Here is a 23,901-nt window from a genome sequence, read left to right on the forward strand (position 1 = left end):
TGGTCCGCTACGGGTGTCGCGGGCTCGGCACCTCCTGGGACCACGCAGGATGCCGCTCCGCCCGCGAGAGCTCCGCCTGGACCTGTCCCAGCGGGTCAACGCCGCCGGGCCGCACCGCTCCCGGCCGATGTTCCGCGCCTGTCACCCCCGGCCGGTGTTCCGCGTTCTCGGGTCGAGCGGTTCCCGTCCGGCGTCCCGCATTGGTCGTCCCCGGCCGATGTTCCGCGTCGGTCGCCCCCGGTCGGTCCTCCGCCCCCTCGGGCCCACCCACCACGCCTGCCGCCCCCGCCGGTTCCGCCGGTTCCGCCGGACTCCCCGCCCGCCAAGGCTCCCCGCGCACCCCCGCCCCACCACCCGTGGGAGCGCTCTCCGCCAGCGGCAGCCGCACCGTGAACCGCGCGCCCCGGCCCGGTGCGCCCACCGCGCCGACCGCGCCCCCGTGCCCGACCACGACCTCCCGCACCAGCGCCAGCCCCAGCCCGAACCCCTGCTCCCCGCCACCCGGCCCCCGGTGGTGCCGGTCGAAGAGCCGGTCCGCCGCCACCGGGTCGAAGCCCTCGCCGGTGTCCGCCACGGTCAGCTCCGCGACCCCGCCCGCCCGCGCCAGCCCCACGTCCACGCGCCCGCCGGGCGGGGTGTGCCGCACCGCGTTCGCCAGCAGCTCCGCCACCGCCCGGAGCAGCGCCGTCTCCACCCCGGTCACCACCAGCGGTCCCGATGGCAGCCGCGCCGACAGCGCGATCCGCCGCTCCGCCGCCCGGTCGACCTCGGCCGCCACCGCGTCCCGCGCGAGCGCCGCCAGGTCCACCGCCCGGCCGGACTGCTCGGTCAGCAGCGCCGACCGCAGCAGGTCGTCCACCACGTCGCCGAGCCCGCCGATCGTGCCGATCAGCCTGTCCAGCCCGGCCCGGTGCTCGGGCGGCAGCCCCTCCGCCTCGGCCTTGCGCGCCAGCAGCTGCGCCCGCAGCCGGGCCCGCGCGATCGGCGTGCGCAGCTCGTGGCTCGCGTCCGCGACGAACCGCCGCTGCCTCGTCAGCGCCTCCGCCAGCGGCGCCACCGCCTCGCGCCCCACCAGCACCCCGGTCGCCGCCGCCGCGACCAGCGCGCACGCCTCGCCCACCGCCAGCGCCGCCAGCAGGTACCGCCGGTCGGCGAGCTGGTGGCGGGCGTCGAACACCGCCTGCACCACCTCGCCGCCCTGGTCCGCGCGGGTCAGCACCAGGTACTCGGTGCCGTTCGCCGCGACGGTCCGCTCCACCTCGCCGCCGTCCGCGCGCACCCGCGCCAGGTCGTCCCGCAACGGGAACCCACGCGGCGGCGTCCCGGCCCCCAGCTCGGTCCCGGCCCCGGTGAACAGCCAGGTGCTGCCGGACGGCGGCCCGTGCTCGACGCCGTGCCGCAGCTCGCGCCGCACCTGCTCGCCCTGCGCCCGCTCCAGCACCGCGTAGGCCGTCCCACCGATCAGCGCCACCAGCCCGGTGATCGCCAGCGCCACCAGCGCGCTCACCCGCAGCCGGGCGCGCAGCACGATCGCCCGCTCCGCCTCGGTCCACGAGCGGCGGGGCGCCCTCACAGCGCGCCAAGGCGGTAGCCGACGCCCGGCACGGTGTGCACCACCGAGCGGCCCGCCTTGGCGCGCAGGTAGTACACGTAGGTGTCCACTATGGACGGCGAGGTGGTGTCGTGGAACACCGCGCGCCGCAACGAGGTCCGCGTGTGCACGGTGTCCGGGTGCGTCGCCAGCACGCGCAGCAGCCCGAACTCGCGCGAGGTCAACCCGAGCCGTCCGCCACCGGGCAGCACCACCTCGCGCTGCCCGACGTCCAGGTGCCCCGCGCCGATCCGCAGCACGTCGGTCAGCTCCAGCGCCCGGCGGCACAGCGCCCGCAGGCGCGCGCTCAGCTCGTCGAGGTCGAACGGCTTGACCAGGTAGTCGTCGGCGCCCGCGTCCAGCCCGTCGATCCGGTCGTGCACGGTGCCCTGCGCGGTCAGCAGCAGCGCGCGCGCCCGCACCGACCGGGACCGCAGGCGCACCAGCAGGTCCAGCCCGTCGAGCGCGGGAAGCCCCCGGTCGATCACGACCACGTCGTAGGGCCGGGTCAGCCCGAGGTGCAGCCCGCGCTGCCCGTCGGCGGCGACGTCCACCGCGTACCCCTCGGCGCGCAGCGACTCGGCCAGCAGCTCCGCCAGCTCGCGGTCGTCCTCGACCAGGAGCAACCGGAACCGGCCGTTCGGCTGCGTCCCCGTGGTGCCGTGCACGCAGAACAGAGTCCCACGTCAGGAGGGTGCGTCAACGTTCGCCGAACCCCTGCTCGACCCGGTCGTTCGGGGAGCCGCACCGGTGTCGCGCCCAGGTGCGAGGGGGCGGTCGGAACACCGTGCCGGGGTGTCGGTGGTGCGAGCCACGCTGCCCGCACCGGGTTCGGATCAGAGCGCGACCGGGTACCGCCCCGGCCGGTGGTTCGCGGACACCACGAGGTTCACCACGACCGCGCCCAGCGCGGAGAGCGCCACGGCGTCCAGCGGCATGAACAGCGCCGACACGGCCACCACGACCGCGTCCAGCGCCAGCAGCACGTACCCGGCCCGCCAGCCGAACCGGTCCTGGCAGACCAGCGCCACGATCGTGAAGCCGCCCAGGCTGGCGTGGTGGCGGAAGACGAACAGGATGCCGATGCCCGCCGCCAGGTTCCCCAGCAGCGCGGCGTACAGCGGGTTGATCGCGTCCACCCGCAGGTAGGACGCGTGGGCCAGCGAGGACGCCGACAGCAGCGCCACCGCCACCGCCGAGGCCACCACGAACCGGGGGCCGCGCCTGCGCCACGCCAGTGCCACGAACGGGGCGTTCAACAGGGTGAACACCACCGCGAACGGCCAGTCGACGAGGTGCCCGACCAGCAGCACCAGTCCCGCCGTGCCACCCGTCACCACCCCGGCCGACTTGAGCAGGAACAGACCCAGCGAGGCCACGAAAGCCCCGATCACGATGCCCGCGACGTTCTCCGCGGTGCTGTGCTTCGGCGGCGCCTGCTGCACTTGTGGTGCGAGGGGAGCCGATTCGATCGTTGTCACGGGGCAAAGAATGCCGAGTGACGTGGCATTCGCACAACAGAGCCTCCGGGGGCTGCGCATCCTGACTCGACTGACTCGATTCAGGTGTCAGAATGCGCAGCGTGGACAGCCTCGATGCCCGAATACTGCTGGCCCTGGACGAGCAGCCCGACGCGACCAGCCTCGCGCTCGCCCAGCGGCTGGGCATCGCCAGGAACACCCTGCACGCGCGGTTGCAACGGATGCAGCGGTCGGGGGCGATCGGCGAGTTCAGCCGCAGGGTCGACCCGGCTTCGCTCGGGTGGCCGCTGGTGGCGTTCGTGTCGATCGCGCTCAGCCAGAGCACGGCGCGGAGGGTGAACGACGCGCTGCGGGGGTTCCCGGAGGTGGTGGAGATGCACTCGACCACCGGGGAGGCGGACCTGCTGGTGAAGGTCGTCGCTCGGGACACGGCTGATCTGCACCGGATCACCAGCAGTTTTTTGACGGTGCCGGGGGTGATGCGGACTAACACGGCGATCTCGTTGAGCGAGGAGATGCCGTTCCGGATCAGGGCGTTGATCGAGGCTGTCGCGGAGGAGGGGAGTGGCGGCTAAGCCCGGTTGAGGGGGAGCGTGGCCGACGAGTCCACCCCTCCGGGTCAGCCCTGCTCCCCCAGGTCGGCCGCCGTCAGGTGCTGCTCGATCCGCGCCAACAGCTCCGCGCACCGCCGAACCTCCTCCAAATCCTCCCCCAACACCCCAGCCAGCTCGCTCGACCAAGCCGCCCGCAGCACCCCCAGGTTGCTCGCCGCCCGCTCCGTCGGGTGCACCGCCACGCTCCGCCCGTCCGAAGCGACCCGCGACACCATCCCCTTCTCCTCCAACCCCCGCAGCGCCGCGCTCACGTTCGTCCGCTGCAACCGCGTGTGCCGGGCGATCTGGCTGGGCGACGCCCCAGGGAACAGATCCACCACCCGCATCACGAACCGCTCAGTCTCGGTCAGCGCCACCACATCCGCCCCGGTGGGCGTCCGGGCGCGCACCAGCCTGCCGACGTTCAGAACCAGGTCGGCCAGTTCGGCGAGCGGGTCGTCCGCGCTGCCTGGGCGGTGGGGCATGGCGTTCAGCCTAGCGGGTTATGTCATCATAATTATGTGTCCATAACCTCCGCCGACCGCACAGCCACGCCGACCCCCGCCCTCAGCCGGGGTCGTCGCGTGTGGCTGGCCCTCGTGCTCGGCTCGCTCAGCGCCTTCGGCCCGCTCACCATCGACATGTACCTCCCCGCCATGCCCGACATGGCCCGCGAGCTGAGCACCAGCGCCTCGGCCGTCCAGCTCACCCTCACCGTCTTCGTCATCGGCCTCGCGGTCGGCCAACTCCTCGTCGGCCCGGTCTCCGACGCCTGGGGCCGCCGCCGTCCGCTGCTCGCGGGCCTCGCGCTGTACGCCGCGGGCTCCCTGCTGTGCGCGCTGGCCCCGGACATCACCTGGCTGCTGACCGGCCGCGTCGTGCAGTCCCTCGGCGCTGCGGCGGGCGTTGTGCTGGCGCGGGCGATCGTGCGCGACCTGTTCGACGGCGTCGCGATGACCCGGTTCTTCTCCACCCTCATGCTGGTCAACGGCGTCGCCCCGATCATCGCCCCGGTGATCGGCGGGCAGCTGCTCGTCGTCGCGAGCTGGCAGGCGGTCTTCCACGTCCTGGCCGGCCTGGGCGTCCTCCTCCTCGTGGCCGTCCTGGTCGCCCTGCCGGAGTCGCTGCCCGCCGCGCGCCGCAACGCCCGTCCGCGCGACACCCTGCGCAGCCTCGGCGCCCTGATCGCCGACTGGGGCTACCTGCGGTACGTCCTCGCCGCCGCCCTGGTGTTCGCGGCGGTGTTCGCCTACATCTCCGGCTCCTCGTTCGTGCTCCAGGACGGCTACGGGCTCAGCGCGCAGCAGTACAGCCTCGTCTTCGGCCTCAACGGGGTCGGCACCGTGCTGCTCGGCGCGGGCAACGGGCTCGTCGTCGGCAAGCTCGCCTCCGAGCGGACCCTGCTGCTCGGCGGGGCCGCCGTCACCGCGCTCGCCGCGCTCGGCGCACTGGTCGGCGCGCTCGCCGGGTGGCCGCTGCCGTGGCTGCTGGGGTGCCTGTTCCTGGTCGTGTCGATGATGGGCGTGGTCATGGCGAACGCGACCTCGCTCGCCCTGGCCGGGCACGGGTCGGCGGCGGGCGCGGCGTCCTCGTTGCAGGGGTTGCTCCAGTTCCTCATCGCCGGGATCGCCGCCTCCGCGATGAGCTGGGGCGGTCAGGCGACGGCGGTGTCGATGGGCGCGACCATGGTGGTCTGCGCGGTCGGCGCGCTGGCCCTGCTGCTGGGCCGCCGCACCGCCTGAGACCCGAAGGGCCGAAGGCGCGAACCGCGTTCCGCGCAATTCCAACCGAAACGGTTTCCCGGACAGCCCGAGGTGGTTCGGAGTATCGTCCGCAACGCCACCGCCGAACACGCGGAAATCCCACTCCCGCAGCACTTCCGGGACTTCCGAGTACCGGCGGGCGGCCTTTGTCGGGGGCGTCTCGCGGAACAACCACCTTGGGGGTCGTCGTGGAACCTGCTGAACGATTAGCGCCCGCGCGGGACGAGGTCACCCGCTACCTCTGCGCCGCCGCGCACCTGGACCCGGAGTTCGCCGACAGCGCCGTCCGCGAGTTCCTGGGGTCGCCGAACCGGGCCATCCCGCCGTCGCCCGGCGTCGACAGCGAGGCGGTGCTCCGGGAGGCGCTGGCCGCGCGCGGCAGGCGGGTCCTGCGGGACGCCGCGCTGCTGCTCCTGCTGGTGGTGGCCCTGCTCACCGAGCCGCTGGTGGTGGTGCTGTGGCTGCTGGTCGGGCTGCCGTTCGCGTTCCGCAAGCCCGATCCGAGACGTGCGGGCAAGCAGCAGCAGGGGGTGCTCATCGCGCTCGGCGTGATGGGCGTGTTCCTGGTGTACGTGCTGATCGCGCTGGAGGAGTACAACTCGCCCCGCAGCCGCTACGCGCGCGAACCGGAACTGATCCCCGGCGTCGACGGCGAGTTCTTCGTGCTCGCCGCGATCTTCTTCCTCCTGGCGCTCCTGCTGCTCCTCGCGGACCGCTTCGCCGTGCACAACCTGGTGTTCACGAGTTTCCAGCGCGGGAACTTCACCGGGGCCAAGCGGACGCGCAGCTGGTTCGGCGAGTGGCGGTTCTCCGCGGACAACGTGCGGGCGCGGGAAAAAGGCCTCGAGGTGCTGCGCCGCGCCGCCGTCCCCGACGACCGCCCCAGGATCGTCGTCTACCGGGGCGAGCGCCCGTTCGTCGGCACCGGCCTCGTCTACGACCCCTGGTCGCTCGCGCTCACCCTCGACCCGGCGGACGAGCCGGGTCGCCCGGTGGACGTGGACCTCGGCGAGCTGTACGAGGCGCTCGCGCACGGCCTGACCGAGCTGGTGGGCCCGTCGTCGCTGTCCCCGAGCGGGCGGCTGACCGGCCTGCGCGCGACCGAGCAGGTGGTGGCCTCGGCCGCCGAGCTGGCCAACCGCGTCGACGACCCCCGCGCCACCGGCCTGCTGCCCGGCGCGCACGGCAGACCGCCGCACACCCTGCCCGCCGAGCGCGCGGACGGGGTGGCGCGCGAGCCGCAGGAGTGGCTGCGGTACTTCCGGTGCTTCCAGGTGGAGAGCTGGGACCGGCAGCTGGTGGTCACCTGGTACCTGCACCTGGGGTGCGACGACGGCAGGCTGTACGTGGAGTGGACGCCGACCGTGCTGATGCCGGTGCGCGCGGTGTACAAGGACATCGACGCCACCCGCCCCACCCCGCTCAAGCCGGTCCGCGAGGCGCTGGCCCGCGCGCTGTCGCTGCCGCTGACCGCGTTCAGCCGGGCCCGCAGGCTGGTGTCCCGGCTGGTGGGCCCGTCGCGCTCGCTGTCGCCGTCCGAGCGGTACGGGGCGGAGTCCAGCCTGCGCGAGCTGGGCGCGGGGGACGAGGTGCTGGACTACTTCCAGCGCGCGGACCTGGAGCGGTACGCGAAGCTGATGGACCGGCAGCTGCTGCGGACCCTGGGGCGGTACCTGGAGCGCAGGGGCGTGACCACCACGGAGTTCATGCGCCAGGCCACCCAGGTGGCGGACCGGCACATCCACATCAAGGGGTCGGTGAGCGGCAACGTGTTCATCGGCGACCGGAACACCGTCGGCGAGGACGGGAAGAAGGACGACCGGAAGTGAGGGGTGGGGACGTGGGCGGCGGCGGCAGGATCGAGATCGGCGGCAACGCGACCGGGGCGGTGTTCCAGGGGGACGGCAACACGATCGGCGACGTCCACGCGAACGCCGCGCCCGCGCCCGAGCGGGTGCGGGACGTGCGCGGGCTGCTCGCCGAGGCGCGCGCGGAGGTGGAGTCCGCGCCGGAGGGCGCGCCGGGGCGGGAGGCGGCGCTGGCGGCGTTGGAGGACCTGGACGAGGAGCTGGCGGAGCCGGACCCGGACCGGGGCGCGGTGGTGAAGCAGGCCCGGCGGTTGTCGCGGCGGGTGACGGCGGGACTGGTCGGCGCGGCGGCGGTGGCGGGACTCGTGGAGCGGGTGGTGGAGCTGTTCGGCTGACGGCCCGTCCCGGCGCGGACCCCCGCGCCGGGACGGACCCCGGCCTCACCCCGCCCCGACCCCGCTCCGCTCCACCGCCTCCCGCCGGTCCCGCTCCACCAACCCCCTCGGGTACACCAGGTTCAGCAGCGGCCCCGCCATCGCCGTCGTCACCACCGCCATCACCACCATGATCGAGTACAACCCCCGGTCCAGCACCCCCAGCTCCAACCCCACGCTCAGGATGATCAGCTCGGTCAACCCCCTGGTGTTCATCAGCGTCGCCAGCGCCGCGCTCCTGCGCGCGGGCACCCCGTGCGCCCGCGCCGCCGCGAACGCGCCGCCGAACTTCCCGCCGATCGCCGCCAGCAGCACCAGCCCCAGCTCCAGCACCCCGGTCCACCCGATCGTCGACAGGTTCACCTTCAACCCGGCCACGATGAAGAACACCGGCAGCAGCAGCGCCCCGTTGAACTCGGCCACCCGGTCCACCAGCGCCGCCCGCAGCGCCTCCGTGCCCTCGCGCGGGACCACCACGCCGAACAGGAACGCGCCGAAGACGAAGTGCAGGCCGACCCACTCGGTGAACGCCGCCGACACCAGCACGCCCGCCACCACCAGCGCCAGCTTCGTCCCGGTCAGCTCGGCCCCGCGCCCCAGCAACCCGCCCACCAGCGGCCGGACCGCGCCGAACATCACCGCCACGTACACCGGGCACAGCAGCAGCAACCACATCCCCGGCCCGCCGCTGCCCGACAGCAGCACCACGACCGCCAGCAGCGTCCACGCGAGCACGTCGTCGATCGCCGCGCAGGTCAGCGCCAACCCGCCCAGCGCCGTCCGCAGCATCCCCCGGTCGGCGAGGATGCGCGCCAGCACCGGGAACGCCGTCACCGACATCGCCGCGCCCATGAACAGCGTGAACCCCACCCGGTCCTCCACCGGGTGGTTCGCGATCAGCCGGAACGCCAGCGCCACGCCCAGCGCGAACGGCAGCAGGATCGAGCTGATCGACACCGTCGCCGCCAGCCCGCCCTGCCCGCGCGCCTGGGACCGCTGGAGCTCCAGCCCGATGACGAACATGAACACCGCGACGCCGATGTTCGCCGGCACGGCCAGGAACGGCCGCACGTCCACCGGGAACAGCGCGGCGGTGAAGCCCTCGCCCAGCAGGCTCGGGCCGAGCAGGACACCGGCCAGCACCTCGCCGATCACCGGCGGCTGACCGATGCGGCGGGCGGCCACGCCCAGCAGCCTGGCCAGCACGATCACCAGCGCCAGGTCCAGGAGCAGGAACACCACTTGGTGGGTGGTCACGGAGCACCTCCGAAGCGTCGCGGGACGGCCCGGTACCGCGTGGCCGCCGTTCCGCGAAGGTCCAGCAGCCCGGCCCGCGCGGACAAGGGCGGCGGGCCGAGGAGGTGCGAAGCCGTCGACACCCCCTGCCCGGTGCCCCGCACGGGTGGCCCGCGCGTCCGGGCGGGGTGGCCGCCGATCCGGTCGCCCCCGGCCCGACCACGGAGCGGGGCAGCCGCGCGTCCGAACCGGGGGAGGTCGCGCGCGACCGGGGGGACGCCGCGCGCGCCGACCGGACCCGGTCACGGTCCGGAACCGGGCCGGTCGCCGCCGCGACTTCGGGACCCGCGCGGCGCGTCCGCGCTCGTGCGGACCACCGGGTCACCCGCCCGGACCAGCGGCGGGCGAGCCCCGGCCACACCGCCACCGCGCGCGGGACCGGCCCGGTTGATCCCCGCGACCGCGCCCGTGATCCTCTTGCGTGCGACCGGAACCGGAACCGGCACAGGGGAGGAACGGGGAGATGTCCCGCGCGCTGCTCGGATACGACGTGCTCGACGTGCTCAGGCAGGCCCACCGGCGATCGGCCGGTGAGCCCGCCATCGGCACCGAGCACGTGCTCGCCGCCCTGGTCGACAAGGCCGCCGTCCCGGCGGAGGTGCTGCGCGGGGTCAGCGAGGTCGGGTCCACCGTGGACGAACCGCCCGTGCGCGCCCCCGCGCCCGAGGTCGTCGGCGTCGTCCGCGAGATCGCCCACCGGCAGCGGAGGGCGGTCGTGCTCAGCGACGCCGTCGAGGACGCGCTGCTCGACGCCCTGCGGGACGCGGGGGAGGGGGACGGGGACGGGCCGGTGCTCGTCACCGTCGAGCACTTCGGGCGGGCGCTGCTGCGGCTGTCCGGCACGCGGGTCGCGGAACTGCTGGCGCGCAACGGGTTCACCGCCGAGCAGGTGCGCATCGGGCCGGTGCCGGTGGACAAGTCGGCGTTGACCCTGCTGGCCGAGAGCAACGTGCTGGCCGGGCGCGACCACCCGGTCAAGGGCGCGCTCACGAACCTGTTCACCCGCGCGCTCGGCCTCGGCGGCTCGCTGCTGCCGCTCCACCTCCGCGCGCTCGCGGGCACCCAGGCCGTCCGGGGCGGGCGGGACGCCACCACCGCGGCCGACCTGCTGCTCGGGGTGCTCGCGCTGGACGAGCTGCTCCACGCGCACGGCGAGGCGCTCAAGCCGGAGCTGCTGCCCGCCAACGACGCGGGCACCGTGCTGCGCTCCTGCGGCGCGGACGCCCACGCCCTGCGCGCGCTCGTCCCCTCCGGCCGGGTGTTCATGGGCAGGCCGTTCCTGGTCACCCCCGCGGCTCCCGGCGAGGAGGAGGACGTCACCCGGCTGAGCCCGGCCGCCGAGCGGGTCATGGAGGCGGTGCGGCAGCGGGTCTCCGACGGTGAGCAGGCGGGCACCCGCGCGCTCGTGCGGGAGCTGCTCGACGACGAGGGCGGCGAGGTCGCGAAGCTGCTGGCGCGCCAGGGCGCGGACGTGGAGCGGTTGCGCGCGGAGCTGGCCGGGACGCGGGCGTAGGGTCGTCGCGCGGGGGACGGGGGCGGTCGCGTGGACGAGGCAGGCGCAGGCGCGAAGCGCTGGGCTCCGCTGCTCACCGCCCTGATCTTCCTGGTGGCGCTCAACCTCCGCCCGGCGATCACCTCAGTCGGCCCGCTGCTGCCGGGCATCGCGGCCGACGAGCGGCTGAGCGAGGCGCGGCAAGGACTCCTCGGCGCGCTGCCGCTGATCGCGTTCGGCCTCGCCTCGCCGTTCGTGCACCGGATCTCGACCAGGCTCGGCGCCGAGCGCACCCTCCTGATCGCGCTCCTGGCGCTCGCGGCGGGCGTGCTGGCCCGCTCGTTCACCGGCCACACCGGACTGTGGGTCGGCACGGCCCTGCTGGGCGCCGCGATCGGCGTGGGCAACGTGCTCGCGCCCTCGGTGGTCAAGCGCGACTACAGCGGCAACGTCTCCAGGGCGACCGGGGTCTACTCGGCGTTCATGACGACCGCCGCCGCCACCGCGTCCGCCGTGGCCGTCCCGCTGTCCGCGCCGCTGGGCTGGCGCGGCTCGCTCGCGGTGTGGGCGGTCCCGGCGCTGCTGATCGCGCTGCTGTGGCTGCCCAGGGCACTGCCCGCGCCGACGAGGGACGACCCGGTCGCGGAAGCGGAAGCGGCCACCACCAGCGTGTGGCGGCAGCCGACCGCGTGGGTGCTGACCGCGTTCATGGGCCTCCAGTCGACCACCTTCTACGTCATGGTCACCTGGCTGCCCACGATCGAGACCACGGCGGGCGTGCGCCCCGAGCAGGCCGGTCTGCACCTGTTCGCCTACCAGGTCACCGGGATCGGCGCGGGACTGGCGATCCCGCGCCTGATGCGCGACCCGGCCACCCAGGTCGCTGCGGCGGTCACCGCGAGCACCCCGATGCTGCTGGGCGTGCTCGGCCTGCTGGCCGCGCCGGGGCTGAGCGCGCTGTGGACCGTCGTGATCGGCCTGGGCACCGGGGCGTCGCTGGTGGTGGCGCTGTCCCTGATCGGCCTGCGCGGTCGCACGCACGCCGAGACCACCGCGCTCTCCGGCATGGCCCAGTCCCTCGGCTACCTGCTGGCGGCGGCGGGCCCGGTCGCGGCCGGGCACCTGGCCGAGCGCACCGGGTCGTGGCGGGCCTCGTTGTGGCTGGTCGCGGCGCTGGCGGTGGTCCAGATCGTGGTGGCCCTGCGCGCGGGCCGGGTGCCCGACCACCGCACCTCGGCGCGCTGAACCCAGGCACGAACCCACTCCCGTGACTGTGTCGCGCCTCACGAACTGACCAAATGACCGATCTGGTCAGTATCTTCAAAAACATGATCACCACGAAGCAGCGACGAGTCCTCGTAGTCGGCGCCGGGATCACCGGACTCGCCACCGCCGGACGCCTGCGCAGGGCCGGGTGGACCCCCGTCCTCGTCGAGCGCTCGGCCACGCGCCGCTCCGGCGGCTACTTCATCGCCCTGTTCGGCGCCGGTCACGCCGCCGCCCGCAGGCTCGGCGTCCTCGACCACCTGCACGACCGCACCGCGCCCCGACCCCCGCTGGAGATCGACCGGTCGGGCGGCTCGCGCCCCGGCTTCGGCATGACCGACCTGCCCGGCAAGCCCTGGATGATGCTGCGCGGCGACGCCGAGCGGGCCGCGTTCGCCGCGCTCCCCGGCGACGTCGAGATCCGCTTCTCCACCGTCCCCACCGCCATCGCCCAGGACGCGGACGGCGTCGACGTCACCCTGCTCGACACCGCGTCCGGCACGTCGACCACCGAGCGGTTCGACCTGGTCGTCGGTGCCGACGGGCTCCGCTCGACGGTCCGCTCGCTCGTGTTCGGCCCCCACGAGCGCTACCTCAGGCGGCTCGGCTACATGATCGCCGCGTTCGAGCACGACGGCCCGGTCGACGGCCTCGAACCGGGCCAGGGCGCGATGCTGCTCGAACCCCACCGCTCGATGTGGGTCTTCACCTTCGCCGACCACAACCCGACGATCCTGTTCAGCTACCGCACCGACGACGTCGACGCCCAGTTCACCGGCACCCCGGCGCAGCGGGTCAGGGAGGCGTTCGGCCCGCAGCCCACCGGCCGCGTCCTCGGCGCCGCGCTCGACGCGCTGGAGAAGGCCGACACCGCCCTGTTCGACTCGGTCGAGCAGGTCCGCGTGGACACCTGGAGCCGGGGCCGCGTCGTCCTGGTCGGCGATTCCGCCTGGTGCGTCACCCTCTACTCCGGCATGGGCGTCTCCGCGGGCTTCGCGGGCGCCGAGCTGCTCGGCGCCGCCCTGGAGGCCGCACCCGACGACGTGCCCGGCGCGCTCGCCGAGTGGGAGCGCGGCCTGCGCCCGCACATCACCGCCTACCAGGACGCCGCCCCCGACCAGCGCCGGGTGTTCGTGCTGGACAACCGGTTGCAGGTCGCCCTGCGCCGCGCCCTCCCGCTGATCACCCGCACCCGGCCGGGCAAGCGGCTGGCCGAGCGGGTCATGGGCTTCGACGAGATCGCCCGCACCAAGAACGCCGATATCGTGGGCGAGGCGCTGAACCGCTCGGCCCGAACCGGAGCGCGGGAGAAGAACACCCTTGTCCGACCTGCTTGAGACCCCCTCGCCCAAGGCGGCCCGAATCCTGGCCGCCGCGGGCGAGCTGCTGCTCGCCCGAGGCGTCCGGGGCGTCACCATCGCCGAGGTCGCCCAGCGCGCCCACGTCGGCAAGGGCACCGCCTACCTGTACTGGAAGACCAAGGAGGACCTGGTCCTCGAACTGGTCTGCCGCGACTTCCTCGCCCTCTCCGGCGAGGTGACCGCGCGGCTCGCCGCCGACCCCGGCCTGGTCCGCCCCTCCCGGCTGTGCGGGCACATCGTCGCCACCGCCCCGGCGCACCCGTTCGTCAGCGCCGTCAAGGCCGGTGGCGGCGAGCTGCTGGGACCGCTCGCGGCCGACCCGCGCGCGGCCGAGCTGCTCGACCTGCTCGGCCCCGACGCGGTGATGCGGCGCGTCCTGCCGATCTGGCGCGCCCACGACCTAGCCCGCGACGACTGGCCGCTGCCCGACCAGGCGTTCGCGCTCCAGGCCCTGCTCACCGGCTTCCTGCTGTGCCCGGCCCCCGCCGACCTCGACCCGGCCGCCGTGCTGCCCGCGGCCGTGACCGCGCTGCTCGGCCCGGAGCGGGCCGCCGAGGAGCAGGTCCGGTCCGCCGCGGAGGCGGGAGCGCTGGTCATCGCGCGGGAGCAGGCCGCCGCGCGGGCGCTCGTCGGCCTCCCGGCCACCACCGGTTGAAGATCCGCCGTCCGGGTAACCGCTGACCGTGCGTCACCAACTTCCGGGGGACGGAACGGTCACCTCCGCCTCAGCCGGGGGAATCGGACAAAGGTCGCACTCCTTCAGCAACCGTACAGGTTCCCGTGTTATGGTCCCCGCCATGCCCAGCAGTGCCGACCGGAGCGCCGACGCTGACGAGTGCAGTACCGGGCCGGGTTCAGCCCGGCCTGACCTGCGCGAACCCGGCGGCGCCCGGCCGTCGGCCACGCCGCCGTGCCCGGCTGCCCGCGCCCTCCCCGTCGGAGGCCGCGCCCGCTCGGCGGTGCGCTTCCCGTGCCCGAGACCGCCGACGACCGGCGGTGGCACGTCACCGCGCGTAACCCACTTCCGGGGGAACGCGCGTCCCCGGCTCTCGCCCGTCCGCGTCCCGCACCGGACCGCGCCGCCCCGCTCGCCCGCGCCGAGGCGCCCCTAGTCGGCGACCCTGGACGACGGGCGGACCGCGCTCCCCGCGCGAGCCCGCGTCCCGGCGCGCGCCACCACCACGCCCCGCCGAGGGCGATCCCGAAGCCGCACCGCGCCGGACCCACCCGGCGCGGTGTCCAACCCAACCCCGAGCACAACGTGAGGACGGACCGGACCCCGCATGGAATGGATGCTCAGCCCCGAGCTGTGGATCGCCTTCAGCACCCTGCTGCTGCTGGAGATCGTGCTCGGCATCGACAACATCGTGTTCATCTCCATCCTCGCCGGGCGGCTGCCCGCCGACCAGCAGAAGAAGGCCAGGACCATCGGCCTCTCCCTCGCGCTGATCACCCGGCTGATCCTGCTCGCGTCGCTGTCCTGGGTGATCGGCCTGACCGCGCCGCTGTTCACCGTGCTCGGCCAGGAGATCTCCGGGCGCGACCTGATCCTGCTCATCGGCGGCCTGTTCCTGCTGGGCAAGGCCACCTACGAGATCCACGAGCAGCTGGAGGGCAGTGACCACTCCAAGTCCAGCAAGACCGTCTCGTTCGCCTCGGTGATCGCGCAGATCCTCGTGCTGGACGTGGTGTTCTCGCTCGACTCGGTGATCACCGCCGTCGGCATGGTCGACGAGCTCGGCATCATGATCGCCGCCGTCGTGGTCGCCATGGCGATCATGCTGCTGTCGGCGGGCGCGATCAGCGACTTCGTCAACCGCCACCCCACGGTCAAGATGCTGGCCCTGTCGTTCCTGCTGCTCATCGGCGGCAGCCTGATCGCCGAGGGCCTGGACCAGCACATCGCCAAGGGCTACGTGTACGGCCCGATCGCGTTCTCCGTCCTGGTGGAGTTCCTGAACCTGAAGGCGCGCAGCAAGCGGGAGAAGAAGCCCGTCCAGCTGCACCCGACCTACGTGAAGGGCCAGCAGGACGGCGCGGCGGGCGAGGGCGCGGCGGCCACGGCCACGGCCGTCGAGCCGGGCGCCACCGCCACCGCCACCGCCCCGGCGAAGACCGAGGTCGAGACCGATCCCGGCAAGTCCTCCGGGGAGCCATCGGGCAAGGCGTGAGGCGCTGAACGGCCGCCCCACCCCGGTGGGGCGGCCGTTCTTCACGCGATCGCCACGCGCCGCGCCCGCCCGCGCCGCTAGGTTGATCACTGTCCGCCCGGTGCTCGCAGGGGGAGTGGGAACGTGGAACTGCCGCGCAGCCGCCCGGCGAAGGACCGGCCGGGAGCCGCAGCCTGGTTCGGCCCGGTCGCGCTCGGGCTGGCCCTGATCAGCTGGCTGTTCCCCATCGGCGCCCTGTGGACGGCGGGCGTCGCGCTCGCGCTGGCCGTGCTGTCCATGACCACCGACCGCGCCTACCGGCTGGACTGGACCGCCGTCGCGGGCTGCTGCCTCGGCGTCGCCCAGTACGCGTTCACCGCCCTGCTGCTGGTCGTGGAGCTGTCCCCGGCCTAGACCGGCCCCGCACCCCCGGTCGGCGCCCCCGACGGGCGTGCGCGAGGATCGGCCGCCAGTGCGGTGGCTGGTCGTGGCCCGTGGCGGCCTCGGCGGGAACGGGGTGGGCGTGGACGAGCGGGACAGGTCGATCATCCGGGAGCTTCAGGCCGACGCGCGGCTGACCAACCGGCAGCTCGCCGCGCGGATCGGGCTCGCGCCGTCGAGCACGCTGGTGCGCACCAGGGCGCTGGAGCAGAGCGGCACGATCGCCGGCTACCACGCCGAGGTCGACCTGACCAGGATCGGGCGCGGCGTGCAGGCCCTGATCGCGTTCCAGGTCCGGCCGCTCAGCCGCGAGGTGATCCGGGCGTTCGAGGCGTTCGCCCTCCAGCAGCCCGAGGTGCTGTCGGTGTTCGTGCTCGGCGGCGGCGACGACTTCCTGGTGCACGTCGCGGTGGCCTCCGTGGAGGACATGCACGCGCTGATGATGGACCGGTTCAGCAAGCGCAAGGAGGTGGTCGGCTTCCGCACCTCCATCGTCTACGACCACACCCGGCGCTGGGAGGTCGAGCCGAACGGCGACGCGGGAAACCGCTGAGCCCCGCCGAACGGAGTTCGGCCCCCTGGGCGCCGGGTGGGCCGCTGCCGAACATCGTTCGGCGCGCGCGCCGTGTCGCCGACGTTCCTGCTTGTCTCCGGGTGTCGCACCGAACCGGAGAGAGGCGGACCCGATGGACGGACTTGGCAGTCCCGCGCCCGAGCGGCTGGTGGTCGAGCGCGGTCGCCGCAGCGGCCAGGTGATCGCGGTCAGCGTCGACTCCACCCGGCTCGGCCCGGCGCTGGGCGGCTGCCGCGCGCTGGCCTACCCGGCGTGGCAGGACGGGGTCGCGGACGCCGTGCGGCTGTCGGCGGCGATGACCGAGAAGGCCGCGCTCGCCGGGCTGGCCCACGGCGGCGGCAAGACCGTGGTGGTGCTGGAACCGGGTTTCACCGGGCCGCGCGCGGACCTGCTGGCGGACGTCGGCGACGCGGTGGAGGCGTTCGGCGGCGACTACGTGACCGGCCCGGACGTCGGGACCGGACCCGCCGACATGGTCGGGATCGGGCGGCGCACCCGGCACGTGCTGTGCAGGCCCGAGGCGGAGGGCGGCAGCGGCGACTCGTCCGCGCCCACCGCGCTCGGGGTCGGCGCGGCAATCGACGCGGTGCGCGCGCGCCTGTGGCCGGGGCGGGAGCTGGGCTCGCTGAGCTTCGCGGTGCACGGGCTCGGGCACGTCGGGTCGCTGGTGGCGCGGAGCCTCGCGGCGGCGGGCGCCCGGCTGGTGGTGTCCGATGTGGACACCTCGCGGCGGGCGCTGGCCGAATCCCTCGGCGCGGACTGGGTCTCCCCGCAGGAGGCGCTGGTCGCCGACGTGGACGTGCTGGCGCCGTGCGCGGTGGGCGGCGTGCTCACCGCCGGGATCGTCGGGGAGCTGCGCTGCGCGGCCGTGGTCGGGGCGGCGAACAACCAGCTCGACCACGACGGGACCGCCGACCTGCTGCACGCGCGCGGCGTGCTGTGGGCGCCGGACCCGGTGGTCAGCGGCGGCGGGGTCATCGCGTCGGTGGCCCGCGAGCGCGAGGGCGCCTCGGCTCGGGAGGCGCAGGAGCGGGTGCGCGGCATCGGGGCCAGGCTCGGGCGGATCCTCGACGCCGCAACGGCTTCCGGCACGACCCCGCTGCACGAGACCCGGCGGTTGGTGCGGGAGCTGCTCGACGCCGCGTGACGAGCGGCGCCCAGCGGCGGCGGTGTGCTGGGTGGCGGTGTGACGGGGGGCGGTGTGACGGTGCCGGGGCGTGCCGCGACCGGGGCCGGGCCGGGGCCGGGCCGGGGTGCGCGCCCCGGCCCGGCCCCGCGCCTCAGGCGGTCTCCGCCGCGGCGGCCCGACCGGCCTGCCGCCCGGAGAACAGGCACCCGCCGAGGAAGGTCCCCTCCAGCGCCCGGTACCCGTGCACCCCGCCGCCGCCGAACCCGGCGACCTCGCCCGCCGCGTACAGCCCCCGCACCGGCTGCCCGTTCGCGCCGAGCACCCGCCCGGACAGGTCCGTCTGCAACCCGCCCAGCGTCTTGCGCGTGAGGACGTTCATCCGGATCGCGATGAGCGGCCCGGCCGCCGGGTCCAGGATCTTGTGCAGCGGCGCGGTCCTGGCCAGGCTGTCGCCCACGTACGCCAGCGAGTTCCGGATGCCCATCACCTGGTTGTCCTTGGTGAACGGGTTGTCCACCTGCCGGTCCCGCACCTCGATCTGCGCCCGCAGGTCCTCCAGCCGCACCCGGTTCGACCCGGTCAGCCGGTTCATCCCGGCCACCAGGTCCGGCAGCGAGTTCGCGACGACGAAGTCCGCGCCCCGGTCCATGAACGCCTTCACCGGCGGCGGCGTGCTGTTGAGCAGCCTGCTCGCCAGGTACCCGAGCAGGTCCTTGCGGGTCAGCTCCGGGTTCTGCTCCGACCCGGACAGCACGAACTCCTTGTCGATGATCCGCTTGTTCAGCACGAACCACGAGTGGTCGTGCCCGGAGCGCGCGATCAGCTCCAGCGTGCCGAGCGTGTCGTAGCTGGGCACGCCGGGCAGCGGGAACCGGCGGCCGTTGCCGTCCAGCCACAGCGACGACGGCGCGGCCAGCACCCGGATGCCGTGGCCGGGCCAGATGGGGGAGTGGTTGGCCAACCCCTCGGTGTAGTGCCACATCCGGTCCCGGTTGACCAGCCGCGCCCCGGCCGACTGGCTGATCGCCAGCATCCGCCCGTCCACGTGCGCGGGCACGCCGGTGACCATCCGCGCGGGCGGCGTCCCCAGCCGCGCGGGCCAGTTGGCGCGCACCAGGTCCAGGTTGCCGCCGATGCCGCCGGAGGTGACGACCACGACCGGCGCGCGCAGCTCGAAGTCCCCGACCTGCTTGCGGGAGCTGGGAGTCCCGCGCGCCGCGCCGCTCGCCTCCAGCACGGCCCCGCGCACGCCGGTGACCGCGCCGTTCGTGGTGACCAGCGCGTCCACCCGGTGCCGGAACCGGAACGACACCCGCCCGCGCTCCGCGTTCTGGCGCACCAGCTTCTCGAACGGCTCCATCACGCCGGGGCCGGTGCCGAGGGTGATGTGGAAGCGCGGCACCGAGTTGCCGGGACCGTCCGCGAGCTGCCCGCCGCGCTCGGCCCAGCCGACGATCGGCACCCACGACACGCCGAGCCCCGCCAGCCACGACCGCTTCTCCCCGGACGCGAACTCCAGGTACGCGTTCGCCCACTTGGCCGCCCAGTGGTCCTCGCCCAGCGGGTCGTTCACACCCCGGTCGAAACCGGCCGTGTTGAACCAGTCCGCGCGGGCCAGGTCGAGCGAGTCCTTGATGCCCGCCAGGCGCTGCTCGGTCGAGTCGACGAAGAACAGCCCGCCGAGCGACCAGAACGCCTGGCCGCCCAGGCTCGCCTCCGGCTCCTGGTCCAGCAGCAGCACCTTCCGGCCCGCCGCCGCGAGCTCCGAGGTCGCCACGAGACCGGCGAGCCCGCCGCCGACGACGATCGCGTCGGCGTCCGCGCTCGCCGAGGGCGCGGCGGCGGCTTCCGCGAAACCCAGTGCTCCCAACGCTGATCCGGCGGCTGCCCCGCCACCGGCCGCCAGCAGTGCCCGTCTGGTCAAGCTGCTCGGGTCCGGACGCATCGTCGCAAGTCCTCCCTGGCGCTGGGTGCGCACCGGGGCGCCCGCCGAGGGGGCCGACGACCCGGTGACCGATCACCACAGCGAACCAGCAGCCCTCCGGCCGGTGATAGTGGCCGAGGTGCTAAAAGCGTCGGGAGGTGTTGTGCGCGCGCCGCAAAACCCGCGCGGCGGAACCGGGTCAGCGGAACCGGGTCAGCTGGGTGGGCTCAGCTGGGCGGGCTCAGCTGGGAAGGCGGGCCACCGAGCCGAAGAACTCGTCGATCCGGTGCACGACCTCGGTGAAGCTGTCCGCCGTCAACGGCTTGCGCACGTAGGCGTTCGCCCGCAACCGGTAGCTGGCCAGCAGGTCCGCCTCGGCGGCGGACGAGGTGAACACCACCACCGGCAGCGACCGCAGACCGGGGTCGGCCTTGATCTGCTCCAGCACCTCGTGCCCGGACAGGCCGGGCAGGTTCAGGTCGAGCAGCACCAGGTTGGGCTTCGGGGCCTGGCTGTACCGGCCGCTGCGCAGCAGGAACTCCAGCGCCTCGGCGCCGTCGCGCACCACGTGCAGCTCCACCGGCCGGTCCACCAGCGCCTCCGCCACCAGCAGCGCGTCACCGGGGTCGTCCTCCACCAGGAGCACGTCGATCCGGGGTCGGGGCGCACCCTCCACGGACGCCCAGAACGCGGCCGTGAAGTCGTACAGTCTGCTCACCGCTCGACCGTACCGGCTGGGCGCGCCGCGCACGTGATGAACGACCCCGCCACGGGGGCGCGCGCGATCACCGTTACAGGGGTTGCCCCCGACCCGCCCCCGCGCGCAGACTCGGTCGGCAAACTGCCCATACGCACCAGCGCGCCCGGAAACACCCTGAGCACCACCCGCCTACCCCTGCGGCGGTCCCGAAGCACCCCGTGCGCGCGAGGTGCCCCTGCACAGAGTGGAACCCGTTGTGAGCAGAGTGAAACCCAGGCTCGCCGCAGGCGCGGGCCTGTCGGCCGCGGTCGTCGTCGGCGCCGCCTTCCTCGTGGTGCAGCCCGCCACCGCAGACGGCTTCACCGGCCCGGTGGTCGGCCTCGGCGGCAAGTGCCTCGACGTGGCGGGCGCGAGCAGCGCCAACGGCACGGCCGTGCAGCTCTACACCTGCAACGGCACCGGCGCCCAGGCCTGGACCGTGGACACCGGCGCCAAGACGATCAAGGCGCTGGGCAAGTGCCTCGACGTGGTCGACGACGGCAGGAACGACGGCGCGCTCCTGCAGATCTGGGACTGCGCGGACGTGCCCGAGCAGAAGTGGACCGTCGACCAGACCGGCCGCATCGTCGGCCAGGGCAGCGGCAAGTGCGTCGACGTGCCCGCCGGGAACACCGCCGACGGCACCCGCCTGCAGGTCTGGACCTGCGACGCGTGGAGCCCGTACCAGCGGTGGACCACGCCCGGCGGTGGTGGCACGAACCCGACCACCACGACCACCTCCCAGGTGCCCGGCCGCTCCGACCTGGCGACCCCGGCCAAGAAGGACATCGCCATGCGGCTGGTGTCCAGCGCCGAGAACTCCTCGCTGGACTGGCGCGCCCAGTTCTCCTACATCGAGGACATCGGCGACGGGCGCGGCTACACGGCGGGCATCATCGGCTTCTGCTCCGGCACCGGCGACATGCTGGAGCTGGTCGAGCACTACACCTCGGTGAAGCCGAACAACGCCCTCGCCGGCTACCTCCCGGCGCTGCGCCGGGTCAACGGCACGCCGTCCCACGAGGGCCTCGACCCCGGCTTCCAGCAGGCGTGGCGCACCGCCGCGCAGGACCCGGTGTTCCAGCAGGCGCAGGAGACCGAGCGGGACCGGGTGTACTTCAACCCCTCCGTCAACCAGGCCAAGTCCGACGGCCTGCGCGCGCTCGGCCAGTTCGCCTACTACGACGCGATCGTCATGCACGGCGGCGGCAACGACCAGGCCAGCTTCGGCACGATCCGCCGCAAGGCCATGGCCCGCGCCAAGACCCCCGCGCAGGGCGGCAACGAGACCACCTACCTGCACGCGTTCCTGGACGAGCGGGTCGCGGCGATGAAGCTGGAGGAGGCGCACGAGGACACCACGCGCGTCGACACCGCCCAGCGGGTGTTCCTCAACAACGGCAACCTGGACCTGAACACGCCGCTGGCGTGGAAGGTCTACGGGGACTCGTTCCGGATCGACTAGCCCGGACCCGTCGAGGCGCCCGGTCCCCGCTCGCGGGGGCCGGGCGCCTTCGTCCCGCTCCGGATCACCGACCGGGATCGGTGGTCACGGTGATCGGCGCGAGGTGCGCCAGCGGGGAGGACGTGCCGTCCACGACCGCGTCGAACCGGCGGTCGCCCTTGAGGTGCTTGGCGAAGAACGCCGACAGGTAGGTGACCGCGACCTGGCGCTGCTGCGACTCGGTCAGCTGCCGCACCGGCCGGTCGTCCGCGACCTGCGCGCACCGGCCCGGTCCGGGGCGGGTGCTCGGTCCGCCCGCCCAGGCCTCGGCCGCGTCGTCGGTGGCCATCACCTGCCCGCTCGACGGTGACCACTCGGTGTTGTACGCGTTGTGGTTCGCCCCCTGGACCTCCCACAGCGCGATCTGCGCGGTGTTGCGCCCACGCGCGTTGGCGAAGTACTGCGGACCGCCGGTCGCGTAGTCGCAGGACCCGGCCAGCGCGCCGAACGGGATGTCGGTGACCCGGTAGTCCAGGTTCTCCGGCGCGTCGTCGTCCGGCGCGTAGTAGGTCACCGCGGCCAGCGGCACCACCGCGCGGATCGCCACGCCCTCCGGCATCCGGCCCCGGTTGGCCTCGGCCGCCTGCCACATCACGCCGCGCCCGCCGCGCGAGTGGCCGACCACGCCCACCGAGCCCAGGTCGACGTGACCGGTGAAGCCCAAGCGCCCCAACGCTCCCGCGAGCGGACCCGTGCCGTCCTCGGCCAGCCGCCGCCACATCCGCAGGTGCTCGTAGCCGACCTCGGCGCGCGCCAGGTCCGCGATCTGCCCCATCTCCCCGGCGTTGACCCCGCTCACGCCGATCGACACCACCACGAAACCCCGCTCCGCCAACGCCCGCCCGAGGTAGTCGTACCCCCGGTGGTTGGGCAGCGCGGGCGTGCCCGGCGCGCACGGCCACCGGCTCAGCGCCACCGACGCGTCCTGCAACCGCAGCTCCAGCCGCTCGACCTCGGCCGGGTCGGTGACCGGGTCCGCGCCGTAGAGCGCGCCGTAGGAGGACTTCCAGGCGGCCTCGGCGTCCCGGTCCGCGCAGCTGTGCCAGAGGCCGTGCTGGATCAGCACCAGCGGCAGCTTCCCGCGCCTGGCGAGGTCGGCGGGGTAGTGCACCCGACCGACCAGCTCCAGGTCGGCCAACCGCGCGGGCTCGCCCTCCACGGGCGAGGTGTGGAAGCCGGGCACGTGGAACACGGCGTCGCCCAGGTCGTAGTCGGCGGTGCGCACCCCGGCCGGGTGCGCCAGCGCGGTGGCGGGGGTGAGGGTGACCGCGAGCAGCGCGGCGGCCACCAGCAGTGATCGCTTGAGCATGGGGGAGTTGTACCGGGGTGTTGTGCGGAACCGGTGAGCGTCGTGCGATGGGCTCGCGCGCGGGTGGCGCGCTCAGCTCTCCAGGACGGCCTGCGCCAGCAGGGTCAGCGCCGCCTGCGACGGCGAACCGGGCTCCGCCGTCACCAGCGTCAGCGTCTGCTCCGGCGCGTCGGCGGGCCGCAGCGCCTGCTGCCGCACGGACATCGCGCCCACCAGCGGGTGCCGCATCTCGTGCTCGTCGCTCCCGCACGCCTTCACCCGGTGCCCGGCCCACAGCGCCGCGAACTCCGCGCTGCCGGTCACCAGCTCGCCGACCAGGGCGCTGAGCAGCCGGTCGTCCGGGTGCTTGCCCGCCGTCGCGCGCAGGTTCCCCACCACCGCCCTGGCCTTGCCCTCCCACCTCGGGTACAGCTCGCGGGTGTGCGCGTCCAGGAACACCAGGCGCGCCATGTTCGGCCGCTCCGCCGGGCGGTCCACCGAGTCGCGGTCCAGGTGCCCGGCGAACAGGGCGTGCCCCAGCGGGTTCCAGGCCAGCACGTCCGTGCGCCGCCCCAGCAGCACGGCGGGCACGGTCCCCAGCGCCGCCAGCAGCTCCGCCGCCGACGCGCTCACCCGCTCCACCGGCGGTCGCCTCGCGGCGCCCCTGCGGCGCGGCCTGGCGAGCGCGCGCAGGTGCTCGTGCTCGTCCCGGTCCAGCCGCAGCGCGCGGGCGATGCCGTCGACCACCTCGGTCGAGGCGTTCACCGACAGCCCCTGTTCCAGGCGCACGTAGTACGACGCGCTCACCCCGGCGAGCCCGGCCACCTCCTCCCGCCGCAACCCCGGCACGCGCCGCCGCTCGCCGTAGGTGTCGAGCCCGACGTCGGCGGGGCGCAGCCGCGCCCGGCACGCCTGGAGGTACTCCGCGAGCTGACCCGGTCCGTTCACGGTGACCAGTGTGCTCGACGCGGGGGCGCGCCCGCCTGCCAGCGCGAGTGGTAGGAAGCGCGCGGGCTGGTCGGGGCGCGGCGGCGGGCGGCAGCCTGGGCGGCGACCACCGAACCAGG

At 74.4% G+C, this 23,901-nt stretch carries 22 protein-coding genes; 13 read left to right on the forward strand and 9 right to left on the reverse strand.

Features of this window, described 5'->3' with window-relative positions; genetic code table 11:
* Positions 1–7 precede the first annotated feature (7 nt).
* From LV78_RS12525 to LV78_RS12535, 3 genes are all read right to left on the reverse strand, one after another.
* Positions 8–1,573 carry a sensor histidine kinase gene (locus LV78_RS12525; protein ID WP_253845268.1) on the reverse strand — a complete coding sequence of 522 codons (1,566 nt, stop codon included), beginning with the start codon at positions 1,571–1,573 and terminating at the stop codon, positions 8–10.
* On the reverse strand, positions 1,570–2,217 hold the full coding sequence (locus LV78_RS12530) for a response regulator transcription factor (protein WP_301306454.1): 648 nt from the start codon (positions 2,215–2,217) through the stop codon (positions 1,570–1,572). Before LV78_RS12530 ends, LV78_RS12525 begins: the two co-directional genes overlap by 4 nt.
* A 210-nt stretch (positions 2,218–2,427) precedes the next feature.
* Positions 2,428–3,072 (reverse strand): YitT family protein, encoded by a 645-nt coding sequence (locus LV78_RS12535; protein ID WP_253845271.1) that lies wholly within the window; start codon positions 3,070–3,072, stop codon positions 2,428–2,430.
* A 92-nt stretch (positions 3,073–3,164) separates the two neighbouring features.
* Between LV78_RS12535 and LV78_RS12540 the strand changes: the two genes are divergently transcribed.
* Entirely contained in the window at positions 3,165–3,647 is a 483-nt protein-coding gene (locus tag LV78_RS12540) for an Lrp/AsnC family transcriptional regulator (protein ID WP_253845273.1), read from the forward strand.
* A 44-nt stretch (positions 3,648–3,691) separates the two neighbouring features.
* On the opposite strand, the gene LV78_RS12545 is transcribed toward LV78_RS12540, so the two are convergent.
* Positions 3,692–4,150, reverse strand: coding sequence for a MarR family winged helix-turn-helix transcriptional regulator (locus LV78_RS12545; RefSeq protein WP_253845275.1), 459 nt, complete (start codon positions 4,148–4,150; stop codon positions 3,692–3,694).
* Between the two features lie 36 nt (positions 4,151–4,186).
* On the opposite strand from LV78_RS12545, the gene LV78_RS12550 reads away from it, so the two are divergent.
* The 3 genes from LV78_RS12550 (at position 4,187) to LV78_RS12560 (ending at position 7,631) form a co-directional block, all read left to right on the forward strand.
* Positions 4,187–5,407: a multidrug effflux MFS transporter gene (locus LV78_RS12550; RefSeq protein ID WP_253845277.1), complete on the forward strand. Its 1,221-nt coding sequence runs from the start codon at positions 4,187–4,189 to the stop codon at positions 5,405–5,407.
* Positions 5,408–5,616: 209 nt separating this feature from the next.
* Positions 5,617–7,257, forward strand: coding sequence for an AbeC-like domain-containing protein (locus tag LV78_RS12555; RefSeq protein WP_253845278.1), 1,641 nt, complete (start codon positions 5,617–5,619; stop codon positions 7,255–7,257).
* Positions 7,254–7,631 carry a hypothetical protein gene (locus LV78_RS12560; RefSeq protein WP_253845280.1) on the forward strand — a complete coding sequence of 126 codons (378 nt, stop codon included), beginning with the start codon at positions 7,254–7,256 and terminating at the stop codon, positions 7,629–7,631. Before LV78_RS12555 ends, LV78_RS12560 begins: the two co-directional genes overlap by 4 nt.
* 45 nt (positions 7,632–7,676) lie before the next feature.
* Here LV78_RS12560 and LV78_RS12565 read toward each other — a convergent pair whose 3' ends face one another.
* Positions 7,677–8,927 (reverse strand): cation:proton antiporter domain-containing protein, encoded by a 1,251-nt coding sequence (locus LV78_RS12565; protein ID WP_253845281.1) that lies wholly within the window; start codon positions 8,925–8,927, stop codon positions 7,677–7,679.
* Between the two features lie 502 nt (positions 8,928–9,429).
* Between LV78_RS12565 and LV78_RS12570 the strand changes: the two genes are divergently transcribed.
* The 8 genes from LV78_RS12570 (at position 9,430) to LV78_RS12605 (ending at position 17,397) form a co-directional block, all read left to right on the forward strand.
* Positions 9,430–10,479 (forward strand): Clp protease N-terminal domain-containing protein, encoded by a 1,050-nt coding sequence (locus LV78_RS12570; RefSeq protein ID WP_253845283.1) that lies wholly within the window; start codon positions 9,430–9,432, stop codon positions 10,477–10,479.
* 30 nt (positions 10,480–10,509) lie between these two features.
* A complete protein-coding gene (locus LV78_RS12575; protein WP_253845285.1) occupies positions 10,510–11,703 on the forward strand; it encodes an MFS transporter in 1,194 nt (397 codons plus the stop codon).
* Positions 11,704–11,786: 83 nt separating this feature from the next.
* Entirely contained in the window at positions 11,787–13,061 is a 1,275-nt protein-coding gene (locus tag LV78_RS12580; protein ID WP_253845286.1) for an FAD-dependent monooxygenase, read from the forward strand.
* On the forward strand, positions 13,045–13,740 hold the full coding sequence (locus LV78_RS12585; protein ID WP_015803076.1) for a TetR/AcrR family transcriptional regulator: 696 nt from the start codon (positions 13,045–13,047) through the stop codon (positions 13,738–13,740). The genes LV78_RS12580 and LV78_RS12585 overlap by 17 nt, the downstream gene beginning before the upstream one ends.
* A 628-nt stretch (positions 13,741–14,368) precedes the next feature.
* Positions 14,369–15,256, forward strand: coding sequence for a TerC family protein (locus tag LV78_RS12590; RefSeq protein WP_253845288.1), 888 nt, complete (start codon positions 14,369–14,371; stop codon positions 15,254–15,256).
* A gap of 123 nt (positions 15,257–15,379) precedes the next feature.
* Complete coding sequence (locus LV78_RS12595; RefSeq protein ID WP_253845289.1) at positions 15,380–15,649, forward strand: hypothetical protein; 270 nt, start codon at positions 15,380–15,382, stop codon at positions 15,647–15,649.
* Positions 15,650–15,707: 58 nt separating this feature from the next.
* Positions 15,708–16,229 (forward strand): Lrp/AsnC family transcriptional regulator, encoded by a 522-nt coding sequence (locus LV78_RS12600; RefSeq protein WP_253845291.1) that lies wholly within the window; start codon positions 15,708–15,710, stop codon positions 16,227–16,229.
* A gap of 133 nt (positions 16,230–16,362) precedes the next feature.
* Positions 16,363–17,397, forward strand: coding sequence for a Glu/Leu/Phe/Val dehydrogenase dimerization domain-containing protein (locus tag LV78_RS12605; RefSeq protein WP_253845293.1), 1,035 nt, complete (start codon positions 16,363–16,365; stop codon positions 17,395–17,397).
* 133 nt (positions 17,398–17,530) lie between these two features.
* On the opposite strand, the gene LV78_RS12610 is transcribed toward LV78_RS12605, so the two are convergent.
* Together LV78_RS12610 and LV78_RS12615 are read right to left on the reverse strand one after the other, a co-directional pair.
* A complete protein-coding gene (locus LV78_RS12610; RefSeq protein WP_253845294.1) occupies positions 17,531–19,324 on the reverse strand; it encodes an FAD-binding dehydrogenase in 1,794 nt (597 codons plus the stop codon).
* Between the two features lie 220 nt (positions 19,325–19,544).
* Positions 19,545–19,979 (reverse strand): response regulator, encoded by a 435-nt coding sequence (locus LV78_RS12615; protein WP_253845568.1) that lies wholly within the window; start codon positions 19,977–19,979, stop codon positions 19,545–19,547.
* Between the two features lie 394 nt (positions 19,980–20,373).
* Here LV78_RS12615 and LV78_RS42000 point away from each other — a divergent pair, with 394 nt between their 5' ends.
* On the forward strand, positions 20,374–21,507 hold the full coding sequence (locus tag LV78_RS42000) for a chitosanase (RefSeq protein WP_372494882.1): 1,134 nt from the start codon (positions 20,374–20,376) through the stop codon (positions 21,505–21,507).
* A 64-nt stretch (positions 21,508–21,571) separates the two neighbouring features.
* On the opposite strand, the gene LV78_RS12630 is transcribed toward LV78_RS42000, so the two are convergent.
* Both LV78_RS12630 and LV78_RS12635 read right to left on the reverse strand, forming a co-directional pair.
* Positions 21,572–22,855 (reverse strand): alpha/beta hydrolase, encoded by a 1,284-nt coding sequence (locus LV78_RS12630; RefSeq protein WP_253845296.1) that lies wholly within the window; start codon positions 22,853–22,855, stop codon positions 21,572–21,574.
* A gap of 72 nt (positions 22,856–22,927) precedes the next feature.
* Positions 22,928–23,782 carry a helix-turn-helix domain-containing protein gene (locus LV78_RS12635; protein ID WP_253845298.1) on the reverse strand — a complete coding sequence of 285 codons (855 nt, stop codon included), beginning with the start codon at positions 23,780–23,782 and terminating at the stop codon, positions 22,928–22,930.
* Positions 23,783–23,901: the final 119 nt, after the last annotated feature.

Source organism: Actinosynnema pretiosum (assembly GCF_024171695.1).
Lineage (GTDB): Bacteria > Actinomycetota > Actinomycetes > Mycobacteriales > Pseudonocardiaceae > Actinosynnema > Actinosynnema pretiosum.